Source organism: Thermodesulfobacteriota bacterium, assembly GCA_031082315.1.
Taxonomy (GTDB): Bacteria; Desulfobacterota; QYQD01; order QYQD01; family QYQD01; genus QYQD01.
Genome location: JAVHLC010000007.1, coordinates 141,442 through 164,966, shown reverse-complemented (window position 1 = coordinate 164,966; position 23,525 = coordinate 141,442). Strand labels below are relative to the sequence as shown.

Genomic DNA, 23,525 nt, shown 5'->3' with positions numbered 1-23,525 from the left:
TGAAAGAGTGTGGGTAACTTTCTCTTAAAATAAGACAGGCTTTTTATTATCCCCCCTTTAGTAAAGGGGGGCGAGGGGGGGATTTGAAGGGCAATCAATTATAAAATCTCCCCATAACCCCTCTTTTCCAAAGAGGGGAATAGAGAAGGGTAAAAAATTAACCGCTCGATTACGCGAAGCCCCGCTATTACAAATGCAAGAGGTAATAAATATGGTAAGAAAACCAGCCGTAGCCGGTCAATTTTATCCGGGATCGGCGGCGGCTTTAGAAAGGGAAGTCCGGTCGTATCTGGTTTCGGGGGAGAAGAAGGAAGTCCTGGGGGTTATTTCTCCTCACGCCGGGTATATATACTCCGGACACGTAGCCGGGGCGGTCTTTTCCCGTATAGCCGTTCCCGATGATGTGATTATCTTGGGCCCGAATCACCGGGGCATGGGCGATCCTTATGCCGTGATGGCTGAGGGTACATGGCAGATGCCTAACGGCGAAGTAGCTATCAATAAGGAACTCGCCTCCCTGATACTTGGGCATTCACGTTATATTACAGATGATTACCGCGCCCATAGTTATGAGCATTCACTGGAGGTGCAGGTTCCTTTTCTGCAGGCGTTAAATAAGGATTTCAGTCTGGTGCCGATCGCCCTCGCCCATGCGGGCTGGGAGGTCTGCCGGGAGATCGGCGAATCCATAGCCAGGGCCATCAAGGAGTACGGCCGGAAGGTGCTTATCGTGGCCAGTTCGGATATGACCCACTACGAGTCTGACAAGTCCGCCAGGCAGAAAGACAAACTGGCGATTGACCGCATCCTGGCCCTTGATCCGCGGGGCCTTTTAGCCACAGTCCTTAAACACGATATTTCTATGTGCGGGGTTATCCCGGCAACGATTACCCTGACAGCCTGCAAAGAGCTGGGGGCTACTCATGCTGAACTGGTTAAGTATGCCACCTCGGGTGATGTCAGTGGTGATTACCTGCAGGTGGTCGGGTACGCCGGACTTTACATAGAGTAACCCGGCGTTCAGCTCTCAGCCGTCAGCTATCAGCCTAGAAACAAAACCTTGGCAGAAAGCGATGGCTGTAGTTACGCTTGCTAAAAACAAGAATGTTTATTACATTGGCGGGGTCTGCGGCCCCGTTTTATTTTTGAAGGCGGTTAATTAAGCAGGGAAGGAATCTATAATTATGTCTGAGGCACGCACGCGTTTTTCGCCCAGCCCTACTGGCTATCTCCACATTGGCGGGGCGCGCACCGCCCTGTTTAACTGGCTTTTCGCCCGGAGGCATGGCGGGACGTTTATCCTGCGGATTGAAGACACCGATGTAGCCCGCTCTACAGAAGAGGCGACCCGGGCTATTCTGGACGGACTCCAGTGGCTGGGTATTGATTGGGACGAAGGCCCGTATTTCCAATCTCAGCGTCTGGATATCTATCAGTCTTACATTGACCGCCTTGTGTCGGAAGGAAAGGCATATTATTGTTCATGTTCGCCGGAGCAATTGGATGCCAGAAGGAAGGCCGCTATGGCCGAAGGGAGAAAGCCAAAATATGACGGCGCCTGCCGGAATCGGGGTCTTGAGAAAGGACCGGATACCGTCGTCCGTTTTCGCGCCCCGGAGCACGGAACAACTGTAGTACACGATCTGGTAAAAGGGGCAACGGTTTTTGACAATGCAGAACTGGATGACCTGATTATACAGCGCAGCGACGGCATGCCCACTTACAACTTCGCCGTGGTGATAGACGACATCAGCATGAAGATTACCCATGTTATCCGGGGCGACGATCACCTGAATAATACCCCGCGTCAGATATTGCTCTATGAGGCCTTGGGCTGGCCGGCGCCGGAGTTTGCCCATGTGCCTATGATTCTGGGCGCAGATAGAAGCAGGCTCAGTAAACGCCACGGAGCCACCTCCGTACTGGCCTATAAAGAGATGGGCTACTTACCCCAGGCCATGCTTAACTATCTGGCCCGGCTCGGCTGGTCTCATGGAGACCAGGAGATATTCTCGCGGGAAGAATTGATTGAAAAGTTCTCTTTAGAGAATGTGGGTAAGTCTGCGGGCATCTTTAACCCGGATAAACTCCTCTGGCTGAACGCCCATTATATTAAGGAAGAAGACCCGAATAAATTGGCCCGACTTGTTCTCCCATTTCTGGAACAGCATGGCATTAAGGTGGAAGATGTGTCTTATCTGGCCAGGGCTATTCCTACCCTGCAGCCGCGCAGCAAGACGCTGGTAGAGATGGCCGGGGGCATGCCCTTTTATTTTAAAGATGAATTGGACTATGAAGAAAAATCCGCCCAGAAGTTTCTTACCCCGGACATTAAAGGACTCATGCAGCAGATTTTGGAAGAGTTAAAAGGGCTTCCTCTCTTTCGGCAGAAGGATATGGAGGCGACATTTGAACGTTTCTGCGCCGAAAAAGATATTAAATTTAAAAAAATAGCCCAGCCCCTTCGGCTCATACTTACCGGCAAAACAGTAAGCCCGGGCCTGTTTGAGTTGATGGAAGTCCTCGGCCCGGAAAGGGTAGTAAAACGCTTAGAGCGAGGCATTAAATACCTCGCCTCTATGGTATGAGAGCGCCTGCCGCTTTTTCTCAAAACCCGTATTAGGCCACCATTTAAGCTTGACATGACTGGTTTTTTGTATATATTTGACAAGCTATGCATTTTTTATGTGTAGTTTTTAACTCGCAGATATTACAGGATAAAAATTAGTAAATTATCTCTGATTCTTCCGGGACTCTGCGGTAATTTTAAGTTTTTAAAGGTCCAGCCTTGAAGATAAAGGTACATGACATCCCCCAGGAAGGGTTAAGCTGCCATGTCGAATACGGGAGAGAGATTCTACAGGATATAACTCAGGTACAGGAGCCGATCGCGGTTAATATAAAGATTGAACGGGCGGGACGCGATATCCGGGTCATGGGTGATATTAAGACCAGGCTATTACTTAACTGCAGTCGTTGCCTGGAGGATTTTGCATGGGCGCTGGCGGATGAATTTGATTTCCTGTTGATGTTGCCCACCGGCGAAAAGGGTTATCCTGAGATCGAACTTTCACCTGAGGATATGGATGTTTCTTTTTTTGACGGGGAGACCGTGGATGTGGCGCAGATCGCGGCCGAGCAGATATTCTTGCAGATGCCTGTTAAACCTCTCTGTCATGAGGAGTGTAAGGGGCTGTGCCCGCATTGCGGCGTCAATCTGAATCTTACCGCATGTGATTGCCGGGCAGGGGCGACTTTCTCGCCATTTGAGGCGTTGAGAGATATAAAGCTCAAGGATCGATCATAAAAATAAGGAGAATTTAATATGGGATTACCAAAAAGAAGACATTCAAAGTCAAGGAGGGGAAAACGGCGGGCCCAGCAGGGTTTGGCGTTGCCCGGTCTTTCTCTTTGCCCGCAGTGCCAGGAAACCAAGTTGCCGCACCGTGTTTGTCCTCACTGCGGCACTTATAAGGGCCGGACCTTAATCGAAGTAACCGAATAATAACCATATAACCAACTATGATATGATAAGAGTAGCTGTTGATGCCATGGGGGGCGACCATGCCCCCGCCGTGGTCATAGAAGGGGCCGCTCAGGCTGTAAAGGAAAGGCCTCTGTCCATCATTCTGGTTGGCCAGGAAGATCTATTAACTCAAGAAATTGAGCGTCTCGGGGCCGGATCGGGTCATTTTATCATACAAAATGCCACAGAAGTTGTGGGCATGGATGAATCTCCTTCTGAGGCCTTAAAAAAGAAGAAGGATTCTTCTATCCGGGTGACGTTTGAGATGGTGGGCCAGGGCCGGGCCGACGCAGCGGTCAGCGCCGGAAATTCCGGCGCCACGCTGGCTACGGCCAGTTTTGTGCTGGGAAGGCTGGAAGGGGTGGAACGGCCGGCTATTGCCGGTGTCCTTCCCACTCTAAAGGGACCGACGGTGATGATTGATGCCGGGGCCAATGTGGACTGTAAGCCCCATCATCTTCTCCAATTCGGTATAATGGGCACGGTGTTTTCTCAGGGTATTTTGGGGGTATCCAATCCGCGTGTAGGTCTGATGAGTATAGGCGAAGAGGGCGCCAAAGGAAATCTGGTAGTAAAAAAGGCGTATGGGCTGTTTTCCGCGAGTTCACTCAACTTTATAGGTAACGTGGAAGGAAGGGACGTCTTTAGAGGCGATGTAGATGTTATTGTCTGTGATGGTTTTGTCGGCAATGTCTCGTTGAAGTTAAGCGAAGGTCTGGCCGAGGCCATCAGTCTTATGCTCAGGGCCGAGATAGAAAAGAGCCTTTTTGCCAGGGCAGGTTATTTGTTATGTAGTAGCGCCTTCCGCAGGTTTAAGAAAAAGGTAGATTATGCAGAGTACGGAGGAGCCCCTCTTCTGGGTATAAATGGCATCGGAATTATTGCCCATGGCCGATCTTGTCCCAGGGCCATCAAGAATGCCATTTTGATGGCTGCTGAGTTTGTATCACAGAAGCTGAACGAACACCTCCTTTCCAATTTAAGAAACAGCGGTGACTTGCAGGCTCTGGGCAGGCGGCGGGTCGTATCTGACAGGTAACACAGGAACAGGAAAATCTGAGGAGAATTTTATTTTGGTACGCACGGTTATTGTCGGCACAGGTTGTCACTTACCGGCGAGGGTATTGACCAACCAGGATCTGGAAAAGATGGTCGATACCTCTGACGAATGGATTACTACGCGTTCGGGAATAAAAGAGCGCCGCATCTCCTCTAAGGATGAACCCTGTTCCTTCCTGGCCACGCAGGCGGCTAAGAAGGCCCTGGATATGGCCGGGATTAAGGCCGCAGAACTGGATATGATTATCGTCTGTACCCTTACGCCGGATATGCTCATGCCCACGGCCGCCTGTCTGGTACAGAAAAATCTTGGGGCAGAAAGGGCAGCTGCCTTTGACCTGTCTGCGGCGTGTTCCGGTTTCCTCTATGGACTGGCTACCGCCGACAATTTTATTCGGAATAATATCAATTTTAAAATACTGGTTATAGGGGCTGAAGTTCTCTCCTGTCGCGTCAATTGGAAAGATAGAAATACGAGTGTCCTTTTCGGGGATGGGGCTGGAGCAGTAGTGGTAACCGGTCGTAACGGAAAGCGGGGTATCCTCTCCAACCATCTGCACGCCGACGGCGCCCTCTGGAAACTTTTACATATCCCGGGAGGCGGTTGCGTGTCGCCACCCTCCCGCCAGATGCTGGACGACAATCTGCAGTACATTCACATGCAGGGCCGTGATGTATTTAAGCTGGCCGTAAGGGCCATGGAAGAATCCGCCCGGGAGGCCCTGGAGGCCAATAACTTATCTCCGCAGGATATAGACCTTTACATTCCTCATCAGGCCAATATACGAATTATTAACAGCATCGCTGAGCGCCTGCAACTGCCCAGGGAAAAGGTCTATGTTAATATCCATAAATATGGCAATACATCGGCCGCCACCATTCCCATTGCCCTGGATGAGGCCAACCGTGAAGGGCGCATCAGGGAAGGAGATTTAATAATGCTCAATGCCTTCGGTGGAGGTTTTACCTGGGGGGCCTCGCTGATTAGATGGTGAAAGATATTAATGAAAGGGTGATTTCCTATGGATTATTTCCTGACTGATGAGCAGAAGATGATTGTGGACCTGGCGCGTAAGATAGCCGAGGAAAAGGTTGTGCCCGTGCGTGCGGAACTGGATGAAAAAGAGGAATTTCCCTGGAAGATAATGGAAGACCTGGCGAAGGCAGACCTCTTCGGAATCTATCTTCCGGAAAAATACGGTGGATTTGGCGGGGGATGCTTTGAAAACTGTCTGGCTGTGGAACAACTTGGGCGCGCCTGTATTGGCGTAGCCACAACCTTCGCCGCCAGCGCCTTGGGGGCCCTTCCCATCCTTTTCTTCGGCAGCGAAGAGCAAAGGCAGAAATATCTGCCGGAGATCGCCAGTGGCCGAAAATTGGCGGCCTTCGGCCTGACGGAGGCCGGGGCAGGAAGCGATGCCGGAGGTATCCGCACCACGGCGACGAAAGACGGCGACGCCTATATTCTAAATGGAACCAAGCAATGGATAACCAACGGCGGTGAGGCGGAGATCTATACGATAATCGCTCTAACGGATCGAGAAAAAGGGGCGCGGGGAGCGAGCGCCTTTATTGTAGAGAAAGGGGAGGCCGGGTTTAGCTTCGGGAAAAAGGAAAAGAAGATGGGACTTCGGGCCTCATCTACACGGGAACTTATATTTGACCATTGCCGCATCCCCAAGGACCGGCTTATTGGCCGTGAAGGCATGGGCTTTATAGTAGCCATGCGGACCCTTGATCTGGCCAGGCCGGGCATCGGATCCCTGTCCGTCGGTCTGGCGCAGGGGGCATTGGATGCCGCTGTGCAATATGCCAAAGAGCGGGTGCAATTTGGCCATCCCATAATCTCGTTCCAGGCCGTGCAGCACATGCTGGCGGATATGGCTACCCAGACGGAGGCGGGCCGGGCCCTGGTCTATGCCGTGGCCAGATATATAGACAGTAACCCCAAGGATATAAGTAAGGTCTCGGCCATGTCCAAGCTCTTCCCAAGTGATGCGGCCATGCAGGTGACCACTGATGCAGTCCAGGTCTTTGGCGGCTATGGTTACATGAAGGACTATCCCGTGGAGAAGATGATGCGGGACGCCAAAATTCTTCAGATTTATGAAGGAACCAACCAGATCCAACGCAGTGTCATTGGCCAGGCCCTGAATAAGGAATATAGCCGCACAAAGTAGACCCTTAGCTTTAAATTTCATAACGCAAAGACTCTGGTTGGTGAAGTTCAAAGTTCGAAGTTCAAAACGTCACTCGTCACTGGTCATTAGTCATTGGTTAGGTCTGGAAGATTGATCGCTTTTACCAGTGACAAATGACTACTGACTAGTTCCCGACGCGCGCAGCGCGGAGGGAACGGTCTTCGGCGTAGCCGAGTTAGGATTTAGAATTCGGGATTTACTTGAGGAGAAATATTAAATGGACATCGTAGCCTGCATAAAACAGGTTCCAAATTCGGCCCATGTCCGTATTGATCCTGAGACCAAAGCCCTGGTACGGGAGGGGGTAGAAAGCATTGTCAATCCCTATGACATGCACGCCCTCGAGGCCGGATTGAGTCTTAAAGAACGTTATGGAGGAAAGGTAACGGTATTAACCATGGGCCCGCCCCAGGCTGAAACAGCGCTCAGGGAGGCCCTTTCCTGTGGCGCTGATGAGGCCGTGCTCCTTTCCGATCGGGCCTTTGCCGGTTCTGATACCTGGGCTACTACCTATATCCTCTCTCTGGGCATTAAAAAGATCGGCCATTTTGATTTGATTATTTGCGGAAAACAGGCTATAGATGGGGACACAGCTCAGGTCGGCCCCGGTCTGGCCGAGCGTTTAAATCTTCCTTATGTTACCTATGTGCGGCATATAGAGTTTGTGGAAAACGGCGCCATGCGTTTGCAAAGGCTGATGGACAGTGGATACGACGTGCTTGACCTGCCCCTGCCGGCCCTTTTAACCGTGGTCAAAGAGATCAACGAGCCTCGTCTTCCTTCGCTTAAGGCCAAGATAAGGGCCAAGAATCAGCAGATTCCCGTTTATGGGGCCAAAGAGCTTGGCGCTGACGAAAAGAAGATCGGTCTGGCTGGATCATTTACCGAGGTAACCGAGATTTTTGCCCCGAAATGGGATAGAAAGCGCCTGATGATCGAGGGTCCGGTCGAGGAGCAGGTAGAGATTTTGCTTAAAAATATTAAACAGATTAGGTATTAAATATCAATATATGAGCATAAGAATAGACCAGGATAAATGCACCGGTTGCGGAACTTGCCTTGAATCCTGCCCCTATGAGGCTATTACCCTGGAAAATGGCATAGCCAGAGTTGGCGAGTCCTGTGTCCTTTGTGGGATCTGTGCGGATAACTGTGAGGCCGGAGCTATTGTTATTGAACGGGCCCGGGATATGGCCGGGGAAGACCTTCAGTCCTACCGTGGCGTGTGCATTTTTGCCGAGCAGGGATATGGAAAGATGCACTCCGTCTCCTATGAACTTCTTGGTGTCGGCCGGCGCTTGGCTGACGATCTGGGGGTAGAATTAGTCGCAGTCCTGTTGGGTCACAATGTCACGGATATGGCGGATGAACTGGCCGCCTATGGAGCTGATAAGATATATGTGATCGATCACCCGGAGCTTGCCTGTTACAGCGACGATGCCTATGGCAATGTCCTGGTGGATGTTATCCGGCAGTGCCGGCCGGAGATCTTCCTGGGAGGGGCTACAGCTATTGGCCGTTCGCTTATTCCCCGCGTGGCTACCATGCTCGGTGGCGGCCTTACTGCAGATTGCACAGAACTGTCTATACGTAAGGAAGACCGGTTATTGCTCCAGACCCGGCCGGCCTTTGGCGGGAATGTTATGGCTACCATTGTCTGTCCCAGATCGCGGCCCCAGATGGCCACGGTCCGGCCCAAGGTGATGAAGAAGGGGGATTACACCCCCGGTCGGAGGGCCGAAGTCATTCCTGTTACTCCCGGTTCGGACCGGGTGCGTTCCCGTGTACGCCTGGTAAATTCAGTTAAGGAAGAGACCGATCTGGTCAATGTGGCGGAGGCTGATGTTATAGTCACCGGAGGAAGGGGCCTGAAAAACGCGGAAAATTTTGCCTTGCTGCACGAACTGGCCAGACAACTGGCCGGCGCTGTTGGAGCCACACGGGCCGCAGTGGATGAGGGATGGATATCTTATGCCCATCAAATAGGACAGACAGGGAAGACCGTCAGTCCCAAGCTTTATATCGCCTGCGGGGTGTCGGGAGCGGTACAGCATTTGGTAGGTATGCAATCTTCAGATATCATCGTGGCTATTAACAGTGATCCTGGCGCCCCTATTTTTGATGTAGCTACCTATGGGATAGTCGGGGACCTCTTTGAGATTATTCCGGCGCTAACCAAGAGACTGAAGGAGTCATCAAGCTCATGAGCTTCCAGGGGAAGGTGGCGATAGTAACGGGTGGATCAAGAGGTATCGGCCGGGCCATAGCCCTGCGTCTGGGAGGCCTCGGCGCAAGGGTGCTCATAAATTATACGGCCAATGAAAAGGCGGCCATCGAGGTTAAAGAGGCCATTGAAAAGGGTGGCGGCACAGCCAGCATTCATTGCTTTAATGTCTCTTCTTATCAAGCGGCGCAGGATTTCTTCGGCCAGGTGCTTGAGGAATTGGGACGTATCGATATACTGGTAAATAATGCCGGGATTACCTGCGATGGACTGTTGGTACGCATGAAGGAAGAAGACTGGGACCGTGTCCTGGACGTCAACCTGAAGGGCGCCTTTAATTGTATTCGTGCTGTGGCCAGGGCCATGATGAAACAACGGACCGGCCGCATAATTAATATCTCTTCCGTGATTGGGGCCATGGGCAATGCTGGACAGGCCAATTATGCCGCTTCTAAGGCCGGGTTGATGGGGCTCACCCGCTCCGTAGCCAGGGAGCTGGCCCCGCGCGGTATCTGCGTAAATGCCATAGCCCCGGGTTATGTTGAAAGTGATATGACCGCAGCTATCCCCGAGGAGATAAAAAAGTCTTTATCCGCCCAGATACCTTTGGGCAGGCTGGGCACACCCGAAGATATAGCCGATATAGTGGAATTTTTGTCCTCAGATAAGGCCGGCTACATAACCGGACAGGTCATACATGTGAATGGCGGCATGTTTATGGGATAAATTATCCTTATTAATATTCGAAAATACAGGGAGGAGAAATAATATGTCTGTGCAGGATCAGGTAGTAGAGATTATTGCTAATCAGTTGAGCGTAGCCAAAGAGGAGGTTACACCTAAGGCCTCTTTTGTTGACGATCTCGGCGCTGATTCATTAGACCTGGTAGAGTTGGTAATGGCTATGGAGGAGAAATTTGGCGTCGACATCGCGGACGAAGATGCGGAGAAGATGAAGACTGTCCAGGATGCCGTCAATTATATCCAGGCACAGCAGAAATAATAAATTAGACGGCCCGGCAATCAGCGGTCTTTTGGGGCTTCTTTGCCTTGGCTGACCGTTGGAGCCGATGGCCGAATACTTACAGGTGGAGTGGTGTCTTGAAGCGAAGAGTGGTGGTTACTGGTTTGGGGTTGATTACTCCCCTTGGCATCGGGGTAAAAGAATCCTGGCCGGCGGCATTGGCAGGAAAATCCGGAGTAGGGGAGATCACACGCTTTGATACCAGGGATTTTTCGACAAAGATCGCGGCGGAAGTCAAAGGCTTTAATCCTGAAGACTTTATACCCAAGAAACTGATCAGGCGCATGGATCTGTTCATCCAATATGGCATTGCTGCGGCCAGTATGGCCATTGAAGATGCCAATCTGGTCATCAGTGAAGGGAATGCAACCCGCGTGGGGGTGCTCACCGGCAGCGGACTCGGCGGATTAGGGACAATCGAAGAATATCACGGCGTCCTTTCAAATGAAGGCCCGCGGCGAGTCACACCATTTTTTATTCCCATGGTTATCCCTAATATGGCCTGTGGCCACATATCAATACTCTATGGCGCCAAAGGGCCCAATATCTCTGTGACTACGGCCTGCGCGGCCGGCTCGCACGCTATAGGCGAGGCGTTCAGGATAGTTCAGGGCGGTGCGGCAGATGTTATGATCTGCGGGGGTGTGGAGTCGGTAATTACCCCGCTCACGGTGGCTGGTTTTAGTTCTATGAAGGCCCTCTCCGCCCGAAATGATGACCCTGCCGCAGCCTCCAGGCCTTTTGAAAAAGACCGGGACGGATTTATTATCGGCGAGGGCAGCGGTATGATTATCTTGGAAGACCTCGATACTGCCTTAAATCGCGGGGCGAAAATATATGCGGAGATCGTAGGATATGGCTTAAATAGCGATGCCTACCACATGACCGCGCCTGCGCCGAGCGGGGAAGGCGCAGCCAGATGTATGCAGCTCGCCCTGGATGATGCCGACCTTTCTCACCAGGACATTGATTATATCAACGCCCATGGCACATCGACCTCCCTTAACGATTTCATGGAAACGTTAGCTATAAAGAGCGTGTTTAAGGAACGAAGCCAAAGTGTCCCGGTCAGTTCGACCAAATCTATGACCGGCCATCTTTTGGGCGGGGCCGGTGGCGTTGAGGCTGTCTTCTGTATCTTGTCTATTGTAGATGGCGTAGTGCCTCCGACTATAAACTATGTAACGCCGGATCCGGAGTGCGACTTGGACTACGTGCCCAACCAGGCACGCAAGGTAGAAGTCAAGACAGCCATGTCTAATTCCTTTGGGTTCGGAGGCACAAACGCCGTTATCATCTTTAAAAAATTCGAGGAATAAAATGGAAGTGGCACTGGGTTGTGACCATGGCGGCTACGCCTTGAAAGGGCCGATAAGGCAATATCTGGCGTCAAATGGCATCTCTTGCTGTGATGTAGGCGCCGATAGCGAAGACTCAGTCGACTATCCTGTTTATGGGATGAAAGTTGCTAAACTGGTCTCCAGCGGCGAATGCCAGCGTGGAATTTTGCTCTGCGGCAGTGGAATAGGCATGTCTATTGTGGCCAATCGCCTGCCCGGGGTTCGGGCCGCCCTGTGCCATGACATTTACACGGCACGCTTGAGCCGCCAGCATAACGATGCCAATGTATTGGTCCTGGGGGCCAGGATTATTGGACCGGGGCTGGCCATGGAGATCATTAAGACGTGGTTTGAAACGGAGTTTGAGGGTGGCCGGCATAAGAGACGCATTGATTTGATCGAGGAGTTGGCTGGGAAATACAGATAGAGAGATCAAAAGGTGTAGGCTAAAAGGAATGACAAATTTCAAAGCTCAAATAAATGACAAATGGCAAAACCCAAACCGCGAAATTTTTGTCATTTAGTTATTTGAATTTCATTTGAATTTTGGATTTTGTCATTTGAAATTATACAACTACATTTTGGTTCTCCGCTTACAGCGGACGATGGTTAGGGGTTATAACGAGCATGTTGTATTTGAAGAATACCGATCCTGAGATATTCAACGTCCTCCAACTTGAACTTGAGAGGCAGACTCATAAGCTGGAGATGGTGGCCTCAGAAAATTTTGTCAGTGAAGCTGTCCTGGAGGCACAGGGAAGTATTTTAACGAACAAGTATGCCGAGGGTTATCCGGGCCGGCGGTACTACGGCGGTTGCGAGTACGTAGATATGGCCGAGAATTTGGCCATAGAGCGGGTCAAAGAGATATTCGGCGCTGAATACGCTAATGTCCAGGCCCACTCCGGTACTCAGGCCAACATGGCTATCTATTTCGGGTTTCTTGAGCCCGGCGACACAGTATTAGGTATGGATCTGGCGCATGGCGGCCATCTATCCCATGGCAGCCCGGTGAATTTTTCCGGCCGATTTTATAACATAGTCTCATATGGGGTAAGCAGGGAAACCGAGACCATAGATTATGAAGAGGTAAGAAAACTGGCCCTTCAATACAAACCCAAAATGATTATTTCCGGGGCCAGCGCCTATCCGCGGGTAATTGATTTTGCTGCCTTTCGCTCGATTGCGGATACAATTGGGGCCTATCTGATGGTAGATATGGCCCATATCGCCGGCCTGGTCGCGGCCGGGGTGCATCCTTCACCGGTACCCTATGCCGATTTTGTCACCTCGACTACCCATAAGACACTGCGGGGGCCGCGTGGAGGTCTTATTCTGGCCAGGGAAAAATATGGAAAAAAACTCAATAGCCAGATATTTCCGGGTATCCAGGGCGGGCCGCTTATGCATACTATTGCAGCCAAGGCGGTGGCCTTCAAGGAGGCGTTAAGTCCTTCCTTTAGATCCTATCAGGAACAGATTGTGAAAAATGCCCGGACCCTGGCTACGGTTCTTCAGCAGGATGGTTATCGTTTAGTCTCCGGAGGTACAGACAACCACCTTATGCTGGTTGACCTGATGACTGTCCGGGGGATAACCGGTAAAGACGCAGAACTGGCCCTGGATGAAGCCGGTATTACGGTGAATAAAAATGCCATACCCTTCGATACAAAAGGCCCGCAGATAACCAGCGGCATACGCATTGGGACGCCGGCCGTAACCAGCCGGGGCATGAGAGAAGAAGAGATGACTACTATAGGTCGTCTCATGACGCTTGTCCTGGGTAATCTGGACAGTGAGAAGGTGCGCCGGGAGGTACGGCAGGAAGTGCGCAGCCTTTGTGAGCGGTTTCCATTATATCCGGGCCTGTGGTCCTCATACGGCGGGCAGAAAAAGGGCTGAAGATGAGCAGGCCGTCATGGGAAGAATACTTTATGAACATTACCTATCTTGTGGCCGAACGATCCACCTGCCTGCGGCGCAAGGTAGGGGCAGTCCTGGTTAAAGACAAACGCATCCTGGCCACGGGTTACAACGGAGCCCCTTCCGGCCTTAAACATTGCCTTGATATAGGTTGTCTGCGCGAAAAAGAAGGCATTCCCTCCGGTGAACGGCACGAACTCTGTCGCGGATTGCATGCCGAACAGAATGTGATTATCCAGGCCGCATATCACGGCATATCCATCGCTGACTCCACCATCTTTTGTACGAATCTCCCCTGCGTTATTTGCACCAAAATGTTAATTAACGCCGGCGTCAAATGTATTTTTTACCGTGAAGGTTATGCGGATGCCCTTTCCCGTGATATGCTGGCAGAGGCCGGCATTAACTTGATTCAAATCTAACAGATACACGGAGGCCTTTCCAAAATGAAATGCCCCTTTTGTGGACACGCGGAAGACAAGGTAATCGACTCCCGGGTCAGCAAAGATAATCTGGTTATCAGACGCCGTAGGGAGTGTTTTCGCTGCCAGAGCCGGTTTACAACCTATGAGCGGGTTGAGGAATTTATGCCCCTTGTAGTAAAAAAAGACGGGCGGCGGGAGCCCTTTAATCGTACGAAGGTTGTCGAAGGGCTGAAAAAAGCCTGTGAGAAAAGGCCGATTAGCATTAATCTAATCGAGGAATTTGTGGATGGCCTGGAAAAAACCTTGCAAGAAATGGGGGAGAAAGAGATCCCATGCTCGGTTATTGGAGAAAAAGTCATGGCCAAATTGCGCGAATGGGATGAAGTGGCATACGTTCGATTTGCCTCAGTCTATAAGCAGTTTAAGGACCTGGACGAGTTTATGACCGAACTAAAGGGCTTACTGGCTACCCGCGAGGAAAAAGAGGAAAAATAGTTGGCAGAAAACGCTGACGAAAAGTATATGCGGATTGCCCTAACCCTTGCCTCAAAGGGGCGGGGACGTACTTCGCCTAATCCCTTGGTCGGAGCGGTTATTGTCAAGGATAATAGGATAGCCGGCCAGGGATACCACGAAAAGGCCGGAGAACCCCATGCGGAAATCAACGCCATTACCGCCGCGGGCAAACGGACGCAGGGCAGCGCCCTGTATGTAAATCTTGAGCCGTGCAATCACCATGGCCGCACGCCTCCCTGTACGCAGGCGATCCTGACGGCAGGAATACGCCGCGTGGTCGTTGGCATGCCTGATCCCAATCCCGATGTAAAGGGGGGCGGTATCGAGTTTCTGCGGTCACACGGGGTGAAAGTAGAATGCGGCATCTTAGAAAAAGAGTGCCTTCGGCTAAATGAGGCCTTTATCAAGTACGTCACTGAGAAAAGGCCCTTTGTTATCATGAAGGCGGCGGCCAGTATGGACGGCAAGATTGCTACCCGAAGCGGGGATGCCAGATGGATTACCGGTGAAAGGGCACGCCGTTTTGTGCACCGTCTGAGAAATGAGGTTGACGCCATCCTGGTAGGCGCCGGAACAGTTATAAAAGACAATCCCATGTTGACTACACGGCTCGGACAAAAAAGAGGCAGGGATCCGTTGCGGGTAATACTGGACTCCGGGCTAAAAATTCCCCTCACTGCCAGGATATTTAACTTAGACTCATCTGCGCAAACTCTCGTAGCTACACTTGACAATGCCTCCGATAGCAAAAAGAGGCGTCTCATAGAAAAAGGCGTAGAGATAATGGCGGTTTCTACCAATCAAAGCGGCCTGGACCTTGCGGAGTTGTTGAGTAAATTAGGCAGGAAAGGTATATTAAGCATACTCATTGAAGGCGGGGGAACCGTCTTTGCCTCAGCTATACAGTCCAGATTGGTGGATAAATTTTATCTCTTTTATGCGCCGATTATTATCGGAGGCACAAAAGCCGTGGACATGGTAGGCGGAGAAGGTGTAAATCATATAGCAGGGGCCTTTCGGCTTAAGGATATGAAGACAAGAAAGATAGGAGATGACCTTTTAGTTGAGGCCTATCCGGCTGGTTAGCGTTTAGCTGTCAGCAGGGCTGATGGCTGATAGCTGAATACTGACTGCTCGTCTGGGATTTTTTGGTTTCCGGATGAAAACTAACGAATTAGTAACAAGTTAGCGCTTTTAAAAATGCGCTAAATCTCATTGCAAAATGGAAAATGTAAAATTTCGGACAAAAACCATCAACATTTTGAATTTTGCACTTTGAATCTTGCATTTTGAATTGAAGTTTAGCCAGTTTTTCAAAAGGCTAAACTGATACACGAACTATAGGTTGAGAAATGTTCACCGGAATCGTAGAGACCCTGGGTACCGTAAGAAAAAAGGCCTCTTCCGGCGAGGGGTTGAGACTTACGATTGAGGCCGATATAAAGTGGTCCGACCTGATGCCGGGAGAAAGTATTAGTGTGAACGGGACCTGTCTGACCGCAACAGATTTATCCGGTCCGGTGTTTACCGTAGATGTCTCTCCGGAGAGCATTCGCCGGACTACCATGGGACGGATCAATATAGGCGATAAGGTAAACCTGGAAAGGGCATTAAGGCCCACAGATCGCCTGGGCGGTCATATCGTGACCGGACATATAGATGCGACCGGAGTTATTCTGAGCCGGCAGGAGCAGGCCGCCTTTACCCTGTTTTCTATCCGGATTCCAAAGGAATTCGCCGGATACGTGATAGAAAAGGGCTCCATCGCCGTAGATGGCATCAGCCTTACAGTAAACGATTGCCATGATTCTTCGTTCTCTGTATCCATCATCCCTTTTACTGCCCGGCACACCACTATAGGCCGGCGCAAAGCGGGCGATGCCGTTAATATCGAATTTGATATTATCGGCAAGTATGTGGAAAAATTGCTCTCAAGGGGCCGGAACGATAAGGCCAGGGATGTAGAGAAGGGCAGGATCAGCCGGGAGTTTCTGGCCGAACATGGGATTGTCTAAGCAAGCTAAGGAGATAATAAAATGCCTGTAACTACCATTGAAGAGGCCCTGAAAGATATTAAGGCCGGAAAGATGGTCATCCTGGTTGATGATGAGGACAGGGAAAACGAGGGTGACCTGACCATGGCAGCGGAAAAGATTTCAGCAGAGGCTATCAATTTCATGGCCCGTTATGGCCGGGGTTTGATATGCCTTTCTCTTACTCAAGAAAAGATCGAACAGTTGCAAATTCCTATGATGATCGGCCATAACACATCTCCTTTTCGAACTGCCTTCACTGTATCCATAGAAGCAAAACGGGGGGTAACTACCGGAATTTCTGCGGCAGACCGCGCCACAACTATACTTACCGCCATTGCCGACGATGCCGGCCCTGATGATCTGGTCATGCCCGGGCATATTTTCCCATTAAGGGCACGTAAAGGCGGCGTTTTGGTGCGCACCGGCCAGACCGAAGGCTCGGTTGATCTGGCCAGAATGGCCGGATTAAAACCGGCCGGCGTAATCTGCGAGATCATGAAAGATGACGGCACCATGGCCCGTCTCCCTGATCTGGAGATATTCGCAGCGGAACATAACCTTAAGATCGTTGCCGTCCGTGATATAATAGAATACCGGCTCAGAAACGAGCGCTTTGTGCATCGGGCGGCAACGACGGTTCTTCCTACCCTCTATGGCGGGGAATTCACGGCCATAGCCTTCACTAATGACATAGACGATAGCGAGCATCTGGCCCTGGTTAAGGGCGAGATTAACCCTGAAGATGAAGTTCTGGTGCGCGTCCATTCCGAGTGTCTTACCGGAGACGTGTTAGGATCCCTGCGTTGCGATTGCGGCAAACAATTGCAGGCCGCCATGAAAATGGTGGAACGGGAAGGGAAGGGGGTTATACTTTACATGGCCCAGGAGGGTCGTGGCATAGGCCTTGTCAATAAGATCAAGGCTTATGCATTGCAGGATCAGGGAAGGGATACGGTAGAAGCCAATTTAGAGCTGGGCTTTAAAGCCGACCTCAGGGACTACGGTATCGGCGCACAAATACTGCACGATCTTGGCGTTCGCAAGATGAGGCTTCTGACCAATAACCCCAAAAAGATTATTGGACTGGAGGGATATGACCTTAAGGTTACAGAAAGGGTGCCCATCGAAGTCCCTCCCGGTAAAGAGAATATCCGTTACCTCAAGACCAAAGAGAAAAAGATGGGGCATATATTGAACCTTGATTAAACTTTTAAGCGTTCAGCAGTCAGCCGTCAGCGATCGGCAGTGAGATTGGTTGAAAAAATCAATAAATTTTAAAAAAGAGGGAAGAAACATGGCCAGAGTATTCGAAGGCAAGGTACGGGCCGAAGGGCTCAAGATAGCCATTATCATCAGTCGATTTAATGACTTTATCGGTGAACGCCTTATGGGCGGGGCCATGGATGCCTTGCTGCGTCACGGGGCAAGCGAAAAGGATATTGATATATACAAGGTTCCGGGGGCCTTTGAGATTCCACTGGTGGCCAAAAAGGCGGCTGCCAGCGATAAATATGATGCTGTAATCTGCCTGGGCGCGGTCATCAGAGGGGCAACGCCACATTTTGAATATGTCAGCGCCGAAGTCTCCAAGGGAATCGCCCAGGTATCCCTGGATACCGGCGTTCCCCTGGCTTTTGGTATCCTTACCACGGACACTATCGAGCAGGCCATTGAACGCGCCGGGACTAAAGCAGGCAATAAGGGATGGGACGCGGCCCTGGCCGCTATTGAAATGGTCAATCTTCTTAAGGCCATTCACCGCAAAGACACAAAGGAAACCTAAGATAATAAAAATAGTTGATGTTCCTTAAGGCCTTGCGTTTTTTGCCTGCCCCGTAGGGAGGAACCGACCGTATCGGGGCGCCTTGGCAGCGGACTGTTAGGACTGCCGGAACCTCTTTGAAAGACTTATCGTATGGGCATTCGCCGGAAGGCACGAGAAAGCGCTCTCCAAATATTGTACGAAATGGACCTGACCGGGTCGGGGGCAGAAAAGGCGACGTCCGCCTTCTGCGCTTCATTTAAGATTCCGGAGCAGGCACATGATTTCTGCTTACGACTGGTCAAGGGTGTCGATACCCATCGGGGACAAATAGATACTTTAGTTAATGGGCATTCTGAGCACTGGCGGCTGAATCGAATGTCGCGGGTGGATCGGAATATCTTGCGGCTGGCTGCATTTGAACTCTTGTATTGTGACGACATTCCTCCTAAGGTAACTATCAACGAGGCAGTAGAACTGGGTAAAAAATTTGGGACCGAAGACTCCGGTCCTTTTATAAATGGAATACTGGACGCCATCAGCCATCAGCTATGTCAGGGTGGGAGTGATAAAACTTAGCTATGACGGAAGTACAAGCGAATAACTACGCCTTTCAAGAAATAGAGACGCGCTGGCAGACGTATTGGAAAGCGAATAAGACTTTTAAGACCGTAGCGGACGGTACAAAGGATAAATTTTATCTCCTTGAAATGTTCCCTTATCCCTCAGGCAGGATTCATATGGGTCATGTCCGCAACTATACCATAGGGGATGTCTTTGCGCGCTACAAGCGGATGAGAGGCTATAACGTACTCCACCCCATGGGCTGGGATGCCTTTGGACTTCCGGCAGAAAATGCCGCCATAAAACATAAAATTCATCCTGCCCGGTGGACATACGAGAACATCAATTATATGCGTTCTCAGTTGCAAAAGATGGGATTTAGTTATGACTGGGATCGGGAGATTGCCACCTGCGATCCCGGCTACTATCGTTGGGAACAGCTATTTTTTATCCAGATGCACAAGAAGGGGCTGGCATATCGCAGGGAATCTCCGGTTAACTGGTGTGAAAAATGCGGCACGGTTCTGGCTAACGAACAGGTCGTGGGAAGTGGTGTGTGCTGGCGCTGCGATACGCCGGTTACTACCCGCCGGTTGAAGCAGTGGTTTTTTAGAATCACGGCTTACGCCGAGGAGCTGCTGGCGGAATGTGACCGTCTTACCGGCTGGCCTGAAAAAGTGGTTACAATGCAAAAAAACTGGATCGGTAAGAGTGAAGGGTCCGAGATCCACTTTCCTATTGAGGGTTCTGATAAAAAGATAACGGTATTTACCACCCGGCCGGACACCGTATTTGGAGCCACTTTTATGAGCCTGGCGGTTGACCATCCGCTAGTCCTTGAACTTTCCCGCAGCGCCTCCCGGGAGGCCGCTGTGCTGGCCTTTGTAGAAAAAGAGAATCGTGAAAAAAGATTGCGTATCGGGGGCGAAGACTTTGAGAAGGAAGGCGTCTTTACGGGGGCCTATTGTTTGAATCCCCTTACCGGCCGGCGTATGCCCATATTTGCGGCCAATTTTGTTTTAATGGAGTATGGGTCCGGCGCGGTTATGGCCGTACCGGCACACGATCAGCGTGATTTTGAATTTGCCCGCAAGTATGATCTGGACGTTGTGGTGGTTATTCAACCGCCGGGAGATAAACTCTCCCCTGGAAATATGACTGAAGCCTATGTCGAAGAAGGCACAATGGTCAACTCCGGTCAATTTAACGGCATGAACAGCAACGAGGCTAAAAAGGCTATCATCCGCCATCTTGAGGTAACCGGCCTGGGTAAAAAAGCGTTAAGTTATCGGCTGCGGGACTGGGGGATCTCCAGACAGCGCTACTGGGGCGCGCCGATACCTATTATTTACTGTGATACATGTGGCGCTGTGCCCGTACCGGAAAAGGATCTGCCGGTTGTACTTCCCCTGGATGCCGAAATAGATGAGACCGGCCGCTCACCTCTTCCCCGGCTCAGTTCCTTTGTCAACACCACGTGCCCTTCCTGCGGCCGGGCCGCCCGCCGGGAAACAGATACCATGGACACTTTCGTTGAGTCTTCATGGTACTTTGCCCGCTATGCCTGCCCCGACTACACGGAAGCCCCCCTTGACCGGGCCGGAGTCGATTACTGGCTGCCGGTTGACCAATATATAGGTGGGGTAGAGCATGCCATACTCCACTTATTATATGCGCGCTTTTATACCAAGGTGCTGCGTGATCTGGGCTGGCTTAATATAAACGAACCGTTTAGAAATCTCCTTACCCAGGGGATGGTCATAAAAGACGGGGCAAAGATGTCAAAGTCCAAGGGCAATGTGGTCGATCCCGATGACCTCATAAATCGCTACGGCGCGGATACTGTACGCCTTTTTTGCCTGTTTGCCGCTCCTCCGGAACGCGACCTGGAGTGGAGTGACCAGGGCGTGGAAGGCGCCTATCGTTTCTTGAATCGGGTCTGGCGACTTGTAACTGAAAACCGGATTACAATAGCCCAATCTCCGGCTGTAATCAATGTATCTGAACTAAAGGGCGAGGCAAAGGCGCTGCATCGTAAGATTCACCAGACCATTAAAAAAGTCGGCGCTGATATTGAGGACAGATTTCATTTCAACACCGCTATAAGCGCCGTAATGAAACTGGTCAACGATGCTTATGGTGTCATCGGCTTAGGCGATAAAAATCCGCAGACCCTGGCCGTCTTGAAACTGGCGATAGAGACCGTCATCATATCACTCTCACCATTCGCTCCCCATCTTGCGGAAGAGCTGTGGCAAACGATGGGGCATAAGGAAATGCTCTCGTCAGTTTCCTGGCCTTCCTATGATGAAGAAGCCGCCCGCCAGGAAAAAGTAGAGCTTGTTGTTCAGGTCAACGGCAAGGTACGCAGCCGTGTCGAGGTGGATGCCGGGCAAGGAGAATCAGAGATCAAGGAAGCTGCCATTAGCGACCTGCGTATCAAAGAATGGATTAAGGAAAAAGAGATTAAAAAAGTCATCATAGTCGGGAATAAGCTGGTAAACATCGTGGTTTAGGCTTAAAAAAGGTTACGTTAAAATGAAGAGATACGCTAAGGTTATCAATCCGTTACTGCTATTTTTTTTCATTTCCGCCTGTGGTTATCACTTCAGCGGACAAGGCAATCCCTTTTCCGAAGATATAAAGACCATAGCTATTCCGGTATTCAGTAATCAGACGGGAGAGACAGGTTTCGAGAACTATTTAACAAACCAGTTGGTCTATGAATTTACAAGCCGAAAAAGGCTGAGGGTGGTCGATATCAAGGATGCGGATGTCGTTCTAAAAGGTAAAATAAGGTCGATTAACCTGCCGGATATATCCTTTAGCGGCACTTATCTAGGGCTGGAAAGGAAGGCGGTAGTTACGATAGAAGCGGTATTAGAAAGGCGCGACAGCAGCGTACTCTGGCAGAACAAAGACATAATCAGAGAAGAGGTCTATAAGGTAGAAAGCAGCCCCCTTACCACAGAAAGTAATAAGCAGGCAGCCCTTCATAAGATCGCTACTGACCTCGCCGAGATGATCCACATGCGGATATTTGAAGATTTCTAATCGATGAACTCATAAAAAGTCCAAAATATCACGCAAAGCCGCCAAGGACGCAAAAAGAATAAAATTTGGAACTCAGGAACTCATAAAGAAAAATACTGTTCTATTCCTGATTTCTTGATTTCCAGATTTTCTTTTTTCCTTCGCGGTCTTTGCGCCTTTGCGTGAGAAATAGAAGTGGCCTGTACCCGTCTGGATACAAGCCATTTCTGATATTGGTACGCTAAAATATTTCCGTCTTAGCTTTGTGAGCCGGATTGAAGGGCGTTTACATGTCTGGTCAAACGCGAAATCTTGCGAGCAGCGTTTCTGTGATGGAGTGTCCCCTTGGAAGCAGCCTTGTCGATGACCGGAATGGCTTTAGCCAAAGACTCCTTGGCCTTATCCGGTGATTTTTCTGCCATGGCTGCATGGACTGCTTTGATTACATTTTTAACCCGGGTCTTAATAGCTTTATTAATTTCCTGTTTTTTTTCAGACTGCTTAGCCCTCTTAATCGCTGATTTATGATTAGCCAACTCCTGCCCTCCTTAAAAAATCCTGAATTATCGTTGAAGTAAAACACCCGTATAAATAATTGGTTAAAGGTATTATGTCAAGGTTTTTCCGACTCTTTGTCGGCGGCTTCGTAAAAAAGTCCCCCAATACCCCGTCCCCTTTTGTTAACATATATCATTTTGGTAGTGCGTATACAGAATCCTGTGCTAAAATAATTTGGAAGCAGAGATATATTTCCGCCGGCTATAGCCATCCTGGAGATATACAAATTGAAGGCGCTGGAGCGCAGAACTTAACATGCCTGAACTTCCAGAAGTCGAGAATATAGTAAGAGACCTCCGGCCAAAGCTCTGTGGTAAGCTTATAAAAGAGGTTGAAGTTGCTCACCATAGCATAATAGTAGGCCGAAAAAATAATCTTCCAGGGCTCCTCAGAAATAAGAAAATCAAAAACCTGTCCCGGAAAGGCAAATGTATTGTCTTTGATCTGTCAAATGGCTATGAGCTTAGCATCCATCTGGGCATGACCGGTCAATTATTATACCGGCAGAAGGGTGGGGCGATAGACCGGCATACCCGCATGGTCTTACATCTTAATGATAATCTACATGAATTGCGCTTTGCCGATATGCGTCGCTTTGGCTGGGTTTCCCTCCGGTCGAAGATGCGCCGGGGCGTGAGGCCGGGTGAAGACAAAAATGCCTATCTGGATAATCTGGGCCCTGATGCCCTGACCCTCGATCTAAAAGGGTTCAAAACCTGTCTCTCTAACCGAACCGGCACAGTAAAAGGTCTCTTGCTCAATCAGCATATTATAAGCGGTCTGGGGAATATTTATACAGATGAAAGTCTTTACCGGGCCGGCATCCATCCGCAAAGAAAGGTAAATACGCTCACTGAACATGAGATCAAAAGACTCCATAAGACCATCGGGCAGATACTCAACGAGGCTATTGTCTGTGGTGGTTCTAGTGTCAGCACCTATAGGCTGCCGGATGGAAAAGAGGGGGAATTCCAGAGACAGCATAAGGTATATCAGCGGCAAGGCAGGCCGTGCCCGCGGTGTAGGACGCCTATTGTCAGGATAAAGGTGGCCGGGCGGGGAACCTGTTTTTGTCCAAAATGTCAAGATGAGAATTGATGGATTTGTAAAAAAGCCTTTTCACCGCTGAGCACGCAGAGTTCGCAGAGAAAAACTTCATTTTCGTTATTGGTTACTCGAATAACAAATAACAATTAACGAATAACTTCATTGACGTAACCATGTTCGAACCGGCCTACATGGAAACATATAAAAGTGGCGAGCTCAACCCCCGCATCGAAAAAGCTAATAAAATACTTGAAGAATGTTGTCTATGTCCGCGAAAGTGCCGGGTT

General features: G+C 50.2%; 25 protein-coding genes. 24 read left to right on the top strand and 1 reads right to left on the bottom strand.

The genetic code is table 11. From position 1 onward, the window contains the following. Positions 1-211 precede the first annotated feature (211 nt). From amrB to RDU59_08165, 23 genes are all read left to right on the top strand, one after another. Positions 212-1,012 (top strand): AmmeMemoRadiSam system protein B, encoded by an 801-nt coding sequence (gene amrB, locus RDU59_08275; protein ID MDQ7838475.1) that lies wholly within the window; start codon positions 212-214, stop codon positions 1,010-1,012. Between the two features lie 172 nt (positions 1,013-1,184). Continuing rightward, positions 1,185-2,588 carry a glutamate--tRNA ligase gene (gltX, locus tag RDU59_08270; protein ID MDQ7838474.1) on the top strand — a complete coding sequence of 468 codons (1,404 nt, stop codon included), beginning with the start codon at positions 1,185-1,187 and terminating at the stop codon, positions 2,586-2,588. Between the two features lie 200 nt (positions 2,589-2,788). Next, on the top strand, positions 2,789-3,307 hold the full coding sequence (locus RDU59_08265) for a DUF177 domain-containing protein (protein MDQ7838473.1): 519 nt from the start codon (positions 2,789-2,791) through the stop codon (positions 3,305-3,307). 18 nt (positions 3,308-3,325) lie between these two features. After that, a complete protein-coding gene (gene rpmF / locus RDU59_08260) occupies positions 3,326-3,505 on the top strand; it encodes a 50S ribosomal protein L32 (GenBank protein MDQ7838472.1) in 180 nt (59 codons plus the stop codon). Between the two features lie 25 nt (positions 3,506-3,530). After that, positions 3,531-4,565: a phosphate acyltransferase PlsX gene (gene plsX / locus RDU59_08255; protein MDQ7838471.1), complete on the top strand. Its 1,035-nt coding sequence runs from the start codon at positions 3,531-3,533 to the stop codon at positions 4,563-4,565. A gap of 34 nt (positions 4,566-4,599) precedes the next feature. Next, positions 4,600-5,580, top strand: coding sequence for a beta-ketoacyl-ACP synthase III (locus tag RDU59_08250; protein ID MDQ7838470.1), 981 nt, complete (start codon positions 4,600-4,602; stop codon positions 5,578-5,580). A gap of 27 nt (positions 5,581-5,607) precedes the next feature. Then, complete coding sequence (locus RDU59_08245) at positions 5,608-6,765, top strand: acyl-CoA dehydrogenase family protein (protein ID MDQ7838469.1); 1,158 nt, start codon at positions 5,608-5,610, stop codon at positions 6,763-6,765. A gap of 238 nt (positions 6,766-7,003) precedes the next feature. Next, the gene (locus RDU59_08240; protein ID MDQ7838468.1) at positions 7,004-7,786 is read left to right on the top strand and encodes an electron transfer flavoprotein subunit beta/FixA family protein; all 783 of its coding nucleotides are present in this window, start codon (positions 7,004-7,006) and stop codon (positions 7,784-7,786) included. Positions 7,787-7,796: 10 nt separating this feature from the next. Then, entirely contained in the window at positions 7,797-8,993 is a 1,197-nt protein-coding gene (locus RDU59_08235; protein ID MDQ7838467.1) for an electron transfer flavoprotein subunit alpha, read from the top strand. Then, a complete protein-coding gene (gene fabG / locus RDU59_08230) occupies positions 8,990-9,736 on the top strand; it encodes a 3-oxoacyl-[acyl-carrier-protein] reductase (GenBank protein ID MDQ7838466.1) in 747 nt (248 codons plus the stop codon). Before RDU59_08235 ends, fabG begins: the two co-directional genes overlap by 4 nt. A gap of 43 nt (positions 9,737-9,779) precedes the next feature. Then, on the top strand, positions 9,780-10,013 hold the full coding sequence (gene acpP / locus RDU59_08225) for an acyl carrier protein (protein ID MDQ7838465.1): 234 nt from the start codon (positions 9,780-9,782) through the stop codon (positions 10,011-10,013). 98 nt (positions 10,014-10,111) lie between these two features. Beyond that, positions 10,112-11,353, top strand: coding sequence for a beta-ketoacyl-ACP synthase II (gene fabF, locus RDU59_08220; protein ID MDQ7838464.1), 1,242 nt, complete (start codon positions 10,112-10,114; stop codon positions 11,351-11,353). 1 nt (position 11,354) lies between these two features. After that, positions 11,355-11,801, top strand: coding sequence for a ribose 5-phosphate isomerase B (gene rpiB / locus RDU59_08215; protein ID MDQ7838463.1), 447 nt, complete (start codon positions 11,355-11,357; stop codon positions 11,799-11,801). Positions 11,802-12,001: 200 nt separating this feature from the next. After that, a complete protein-coding gene (glyA, locus tag RDU59_08210) occupies positions 12,002-13,276 on the top strand; it encodes a serine hydroxymethyltransferase (protein ID MDQ7838462.1) in 1,275 nt (424 codons plus the stop codon). 2 nt (positions 13,277-13,278) lie between these two features. Continuing rightward, the gene (locus tag RDU59_08205) at positions 13,279-13,719 is read left to right on the top strand and encodes a cytidine/deoxycytidylate deaminase family protein (GenBank protein MDQ7838461.1); all 441 of its coding nucleotides are present in this window, start codon (positions 13,279-13,281) and stop codon (positions 13,717-13,719) included. A 24-nt stretch (positions 13,720-13,743) separates the two neighbouring features. Then, entirely contained in the window at positions 13,744-14,217 is a 474-nt protein-coding gene (gene nrdR / locus RDU59_08200; GenBank protein ID MDQ7838460.1) for a transcriptional regulator NrdR, read from the top strand. Then, positions 14,218-15,324, top strand: a complete 1,107-nt coding sequence (gene ribD / locus RDU59_08195; GenBank protein ID MDQ7838459.1) for a bifunctional diaminohydroxyphosphoribosylaminopyrimidine deaminase/5-amino-6-(5-phosphoribosylamino)uracil reductase RibD — start codon at positions 14,218-14,220, stop codon at positions 15,322-15,324. 266 nt (positions 15,325-15,590) lie between these two features. Then, complete coding sequence (locus RDU59_08190) at positions 15,591-16,253, top strand: riboflavin synthase (GenBank protein MDQ7838458.1); 663 nt, start codon at positions 15,591-15,593, stop codon at positions 16,251-16,253. Positions 16,254-16,274: 21 nt separating this feature from the next. Then, complete coding sequence (locus tag RDU59_08185; GenBank protein MDQ7838457.1) at positions 16,275-17,480, top strand: bifunctional 3,4-dihydroxy-2-butanone-4-phosphate synthase/GTP cyclohydrolase II; 1,206 nt, start codon at positions 16,275-16,277, stop codon at positions 17,478-17,480. Positions 17,481-17,568: 88 nt separating this feature from the next. Next, positions 17,569-18,057, top strand: coding sequence for a 6,7-dimethyl-8-ribityllumazine synthase (gene ribE / locus RDU59_08180; protein ID MDQ7838456.1), 489 nt, complete (start codon positions 17,569-17,571; stop codon positions 18,055-18,057). 132 nt (positions 18,058-18,189) lie between these two features. Beyond that, a complete protein-coding gene (gene nusB, locus RDU59_08175; protein ID MDQ7838455.1) occupies positions 18,190-18,615 on the top strand; it encodes a transcription antitermination factor NusB in 426 nt (141 codons plus the stop codon). Between the two features lie 2 nt (positions 18,616-18,617). Continuing rightward, positions 18,618-21,116 (top strand): leucine--tRNA ligase, encoded by a 2,499-nt coding sequence (gene leuS / locus RDU59_08170; protein MDQ7838454.1) that lies wholly within the window; start codon positions 18,618-18,620, stop codon positions 21,114-21,116. Between the two features lie 22 nt (positions 21,117-21,138). Next, entirely contained in the window at positions 21,139-21,654 is a 516-nt protein-coding gene (locus tag RDU59_08165) for an LptE family protein (GenBank protein MDQ7838453.1), read from the top strand. Positions 21,655-21,890: 236 nt separating this feature from the next. Here the strand turns inward: RDU59_08165 and rpsT are convergent, their stop codons facing one another. Then, entirely contained in the window at positions 21,891-22,169 is a 279-nt protein-coding gene (gene rpsT, locus RDU59_08160; GenBank protein MDQ7838452.1) for a 30S ribosomal protein S20, read from the bottom strand. Positions 22,170-22,446: 277 nt separating this feature from the next. Between rpsT and mutM the strand changes: the two genes are divergently transcribed. After that, positions 22,447-23,289: a bifunctional DNA-formamidopyrimidine glycosylase/DNA-(apurinic or apyrimidinic site) lyase gene (gene mutM, locus RDU59_08155; GenBank protein MDQ7838451.1), complete on the top strand. Its 843-nt coding sequence runs from the start codon at positions 22,447-22,449 to the stop codon at positions 23,287-23,289. Positions 23,290-23,525 lie beyond the last annotated feature (236 nt).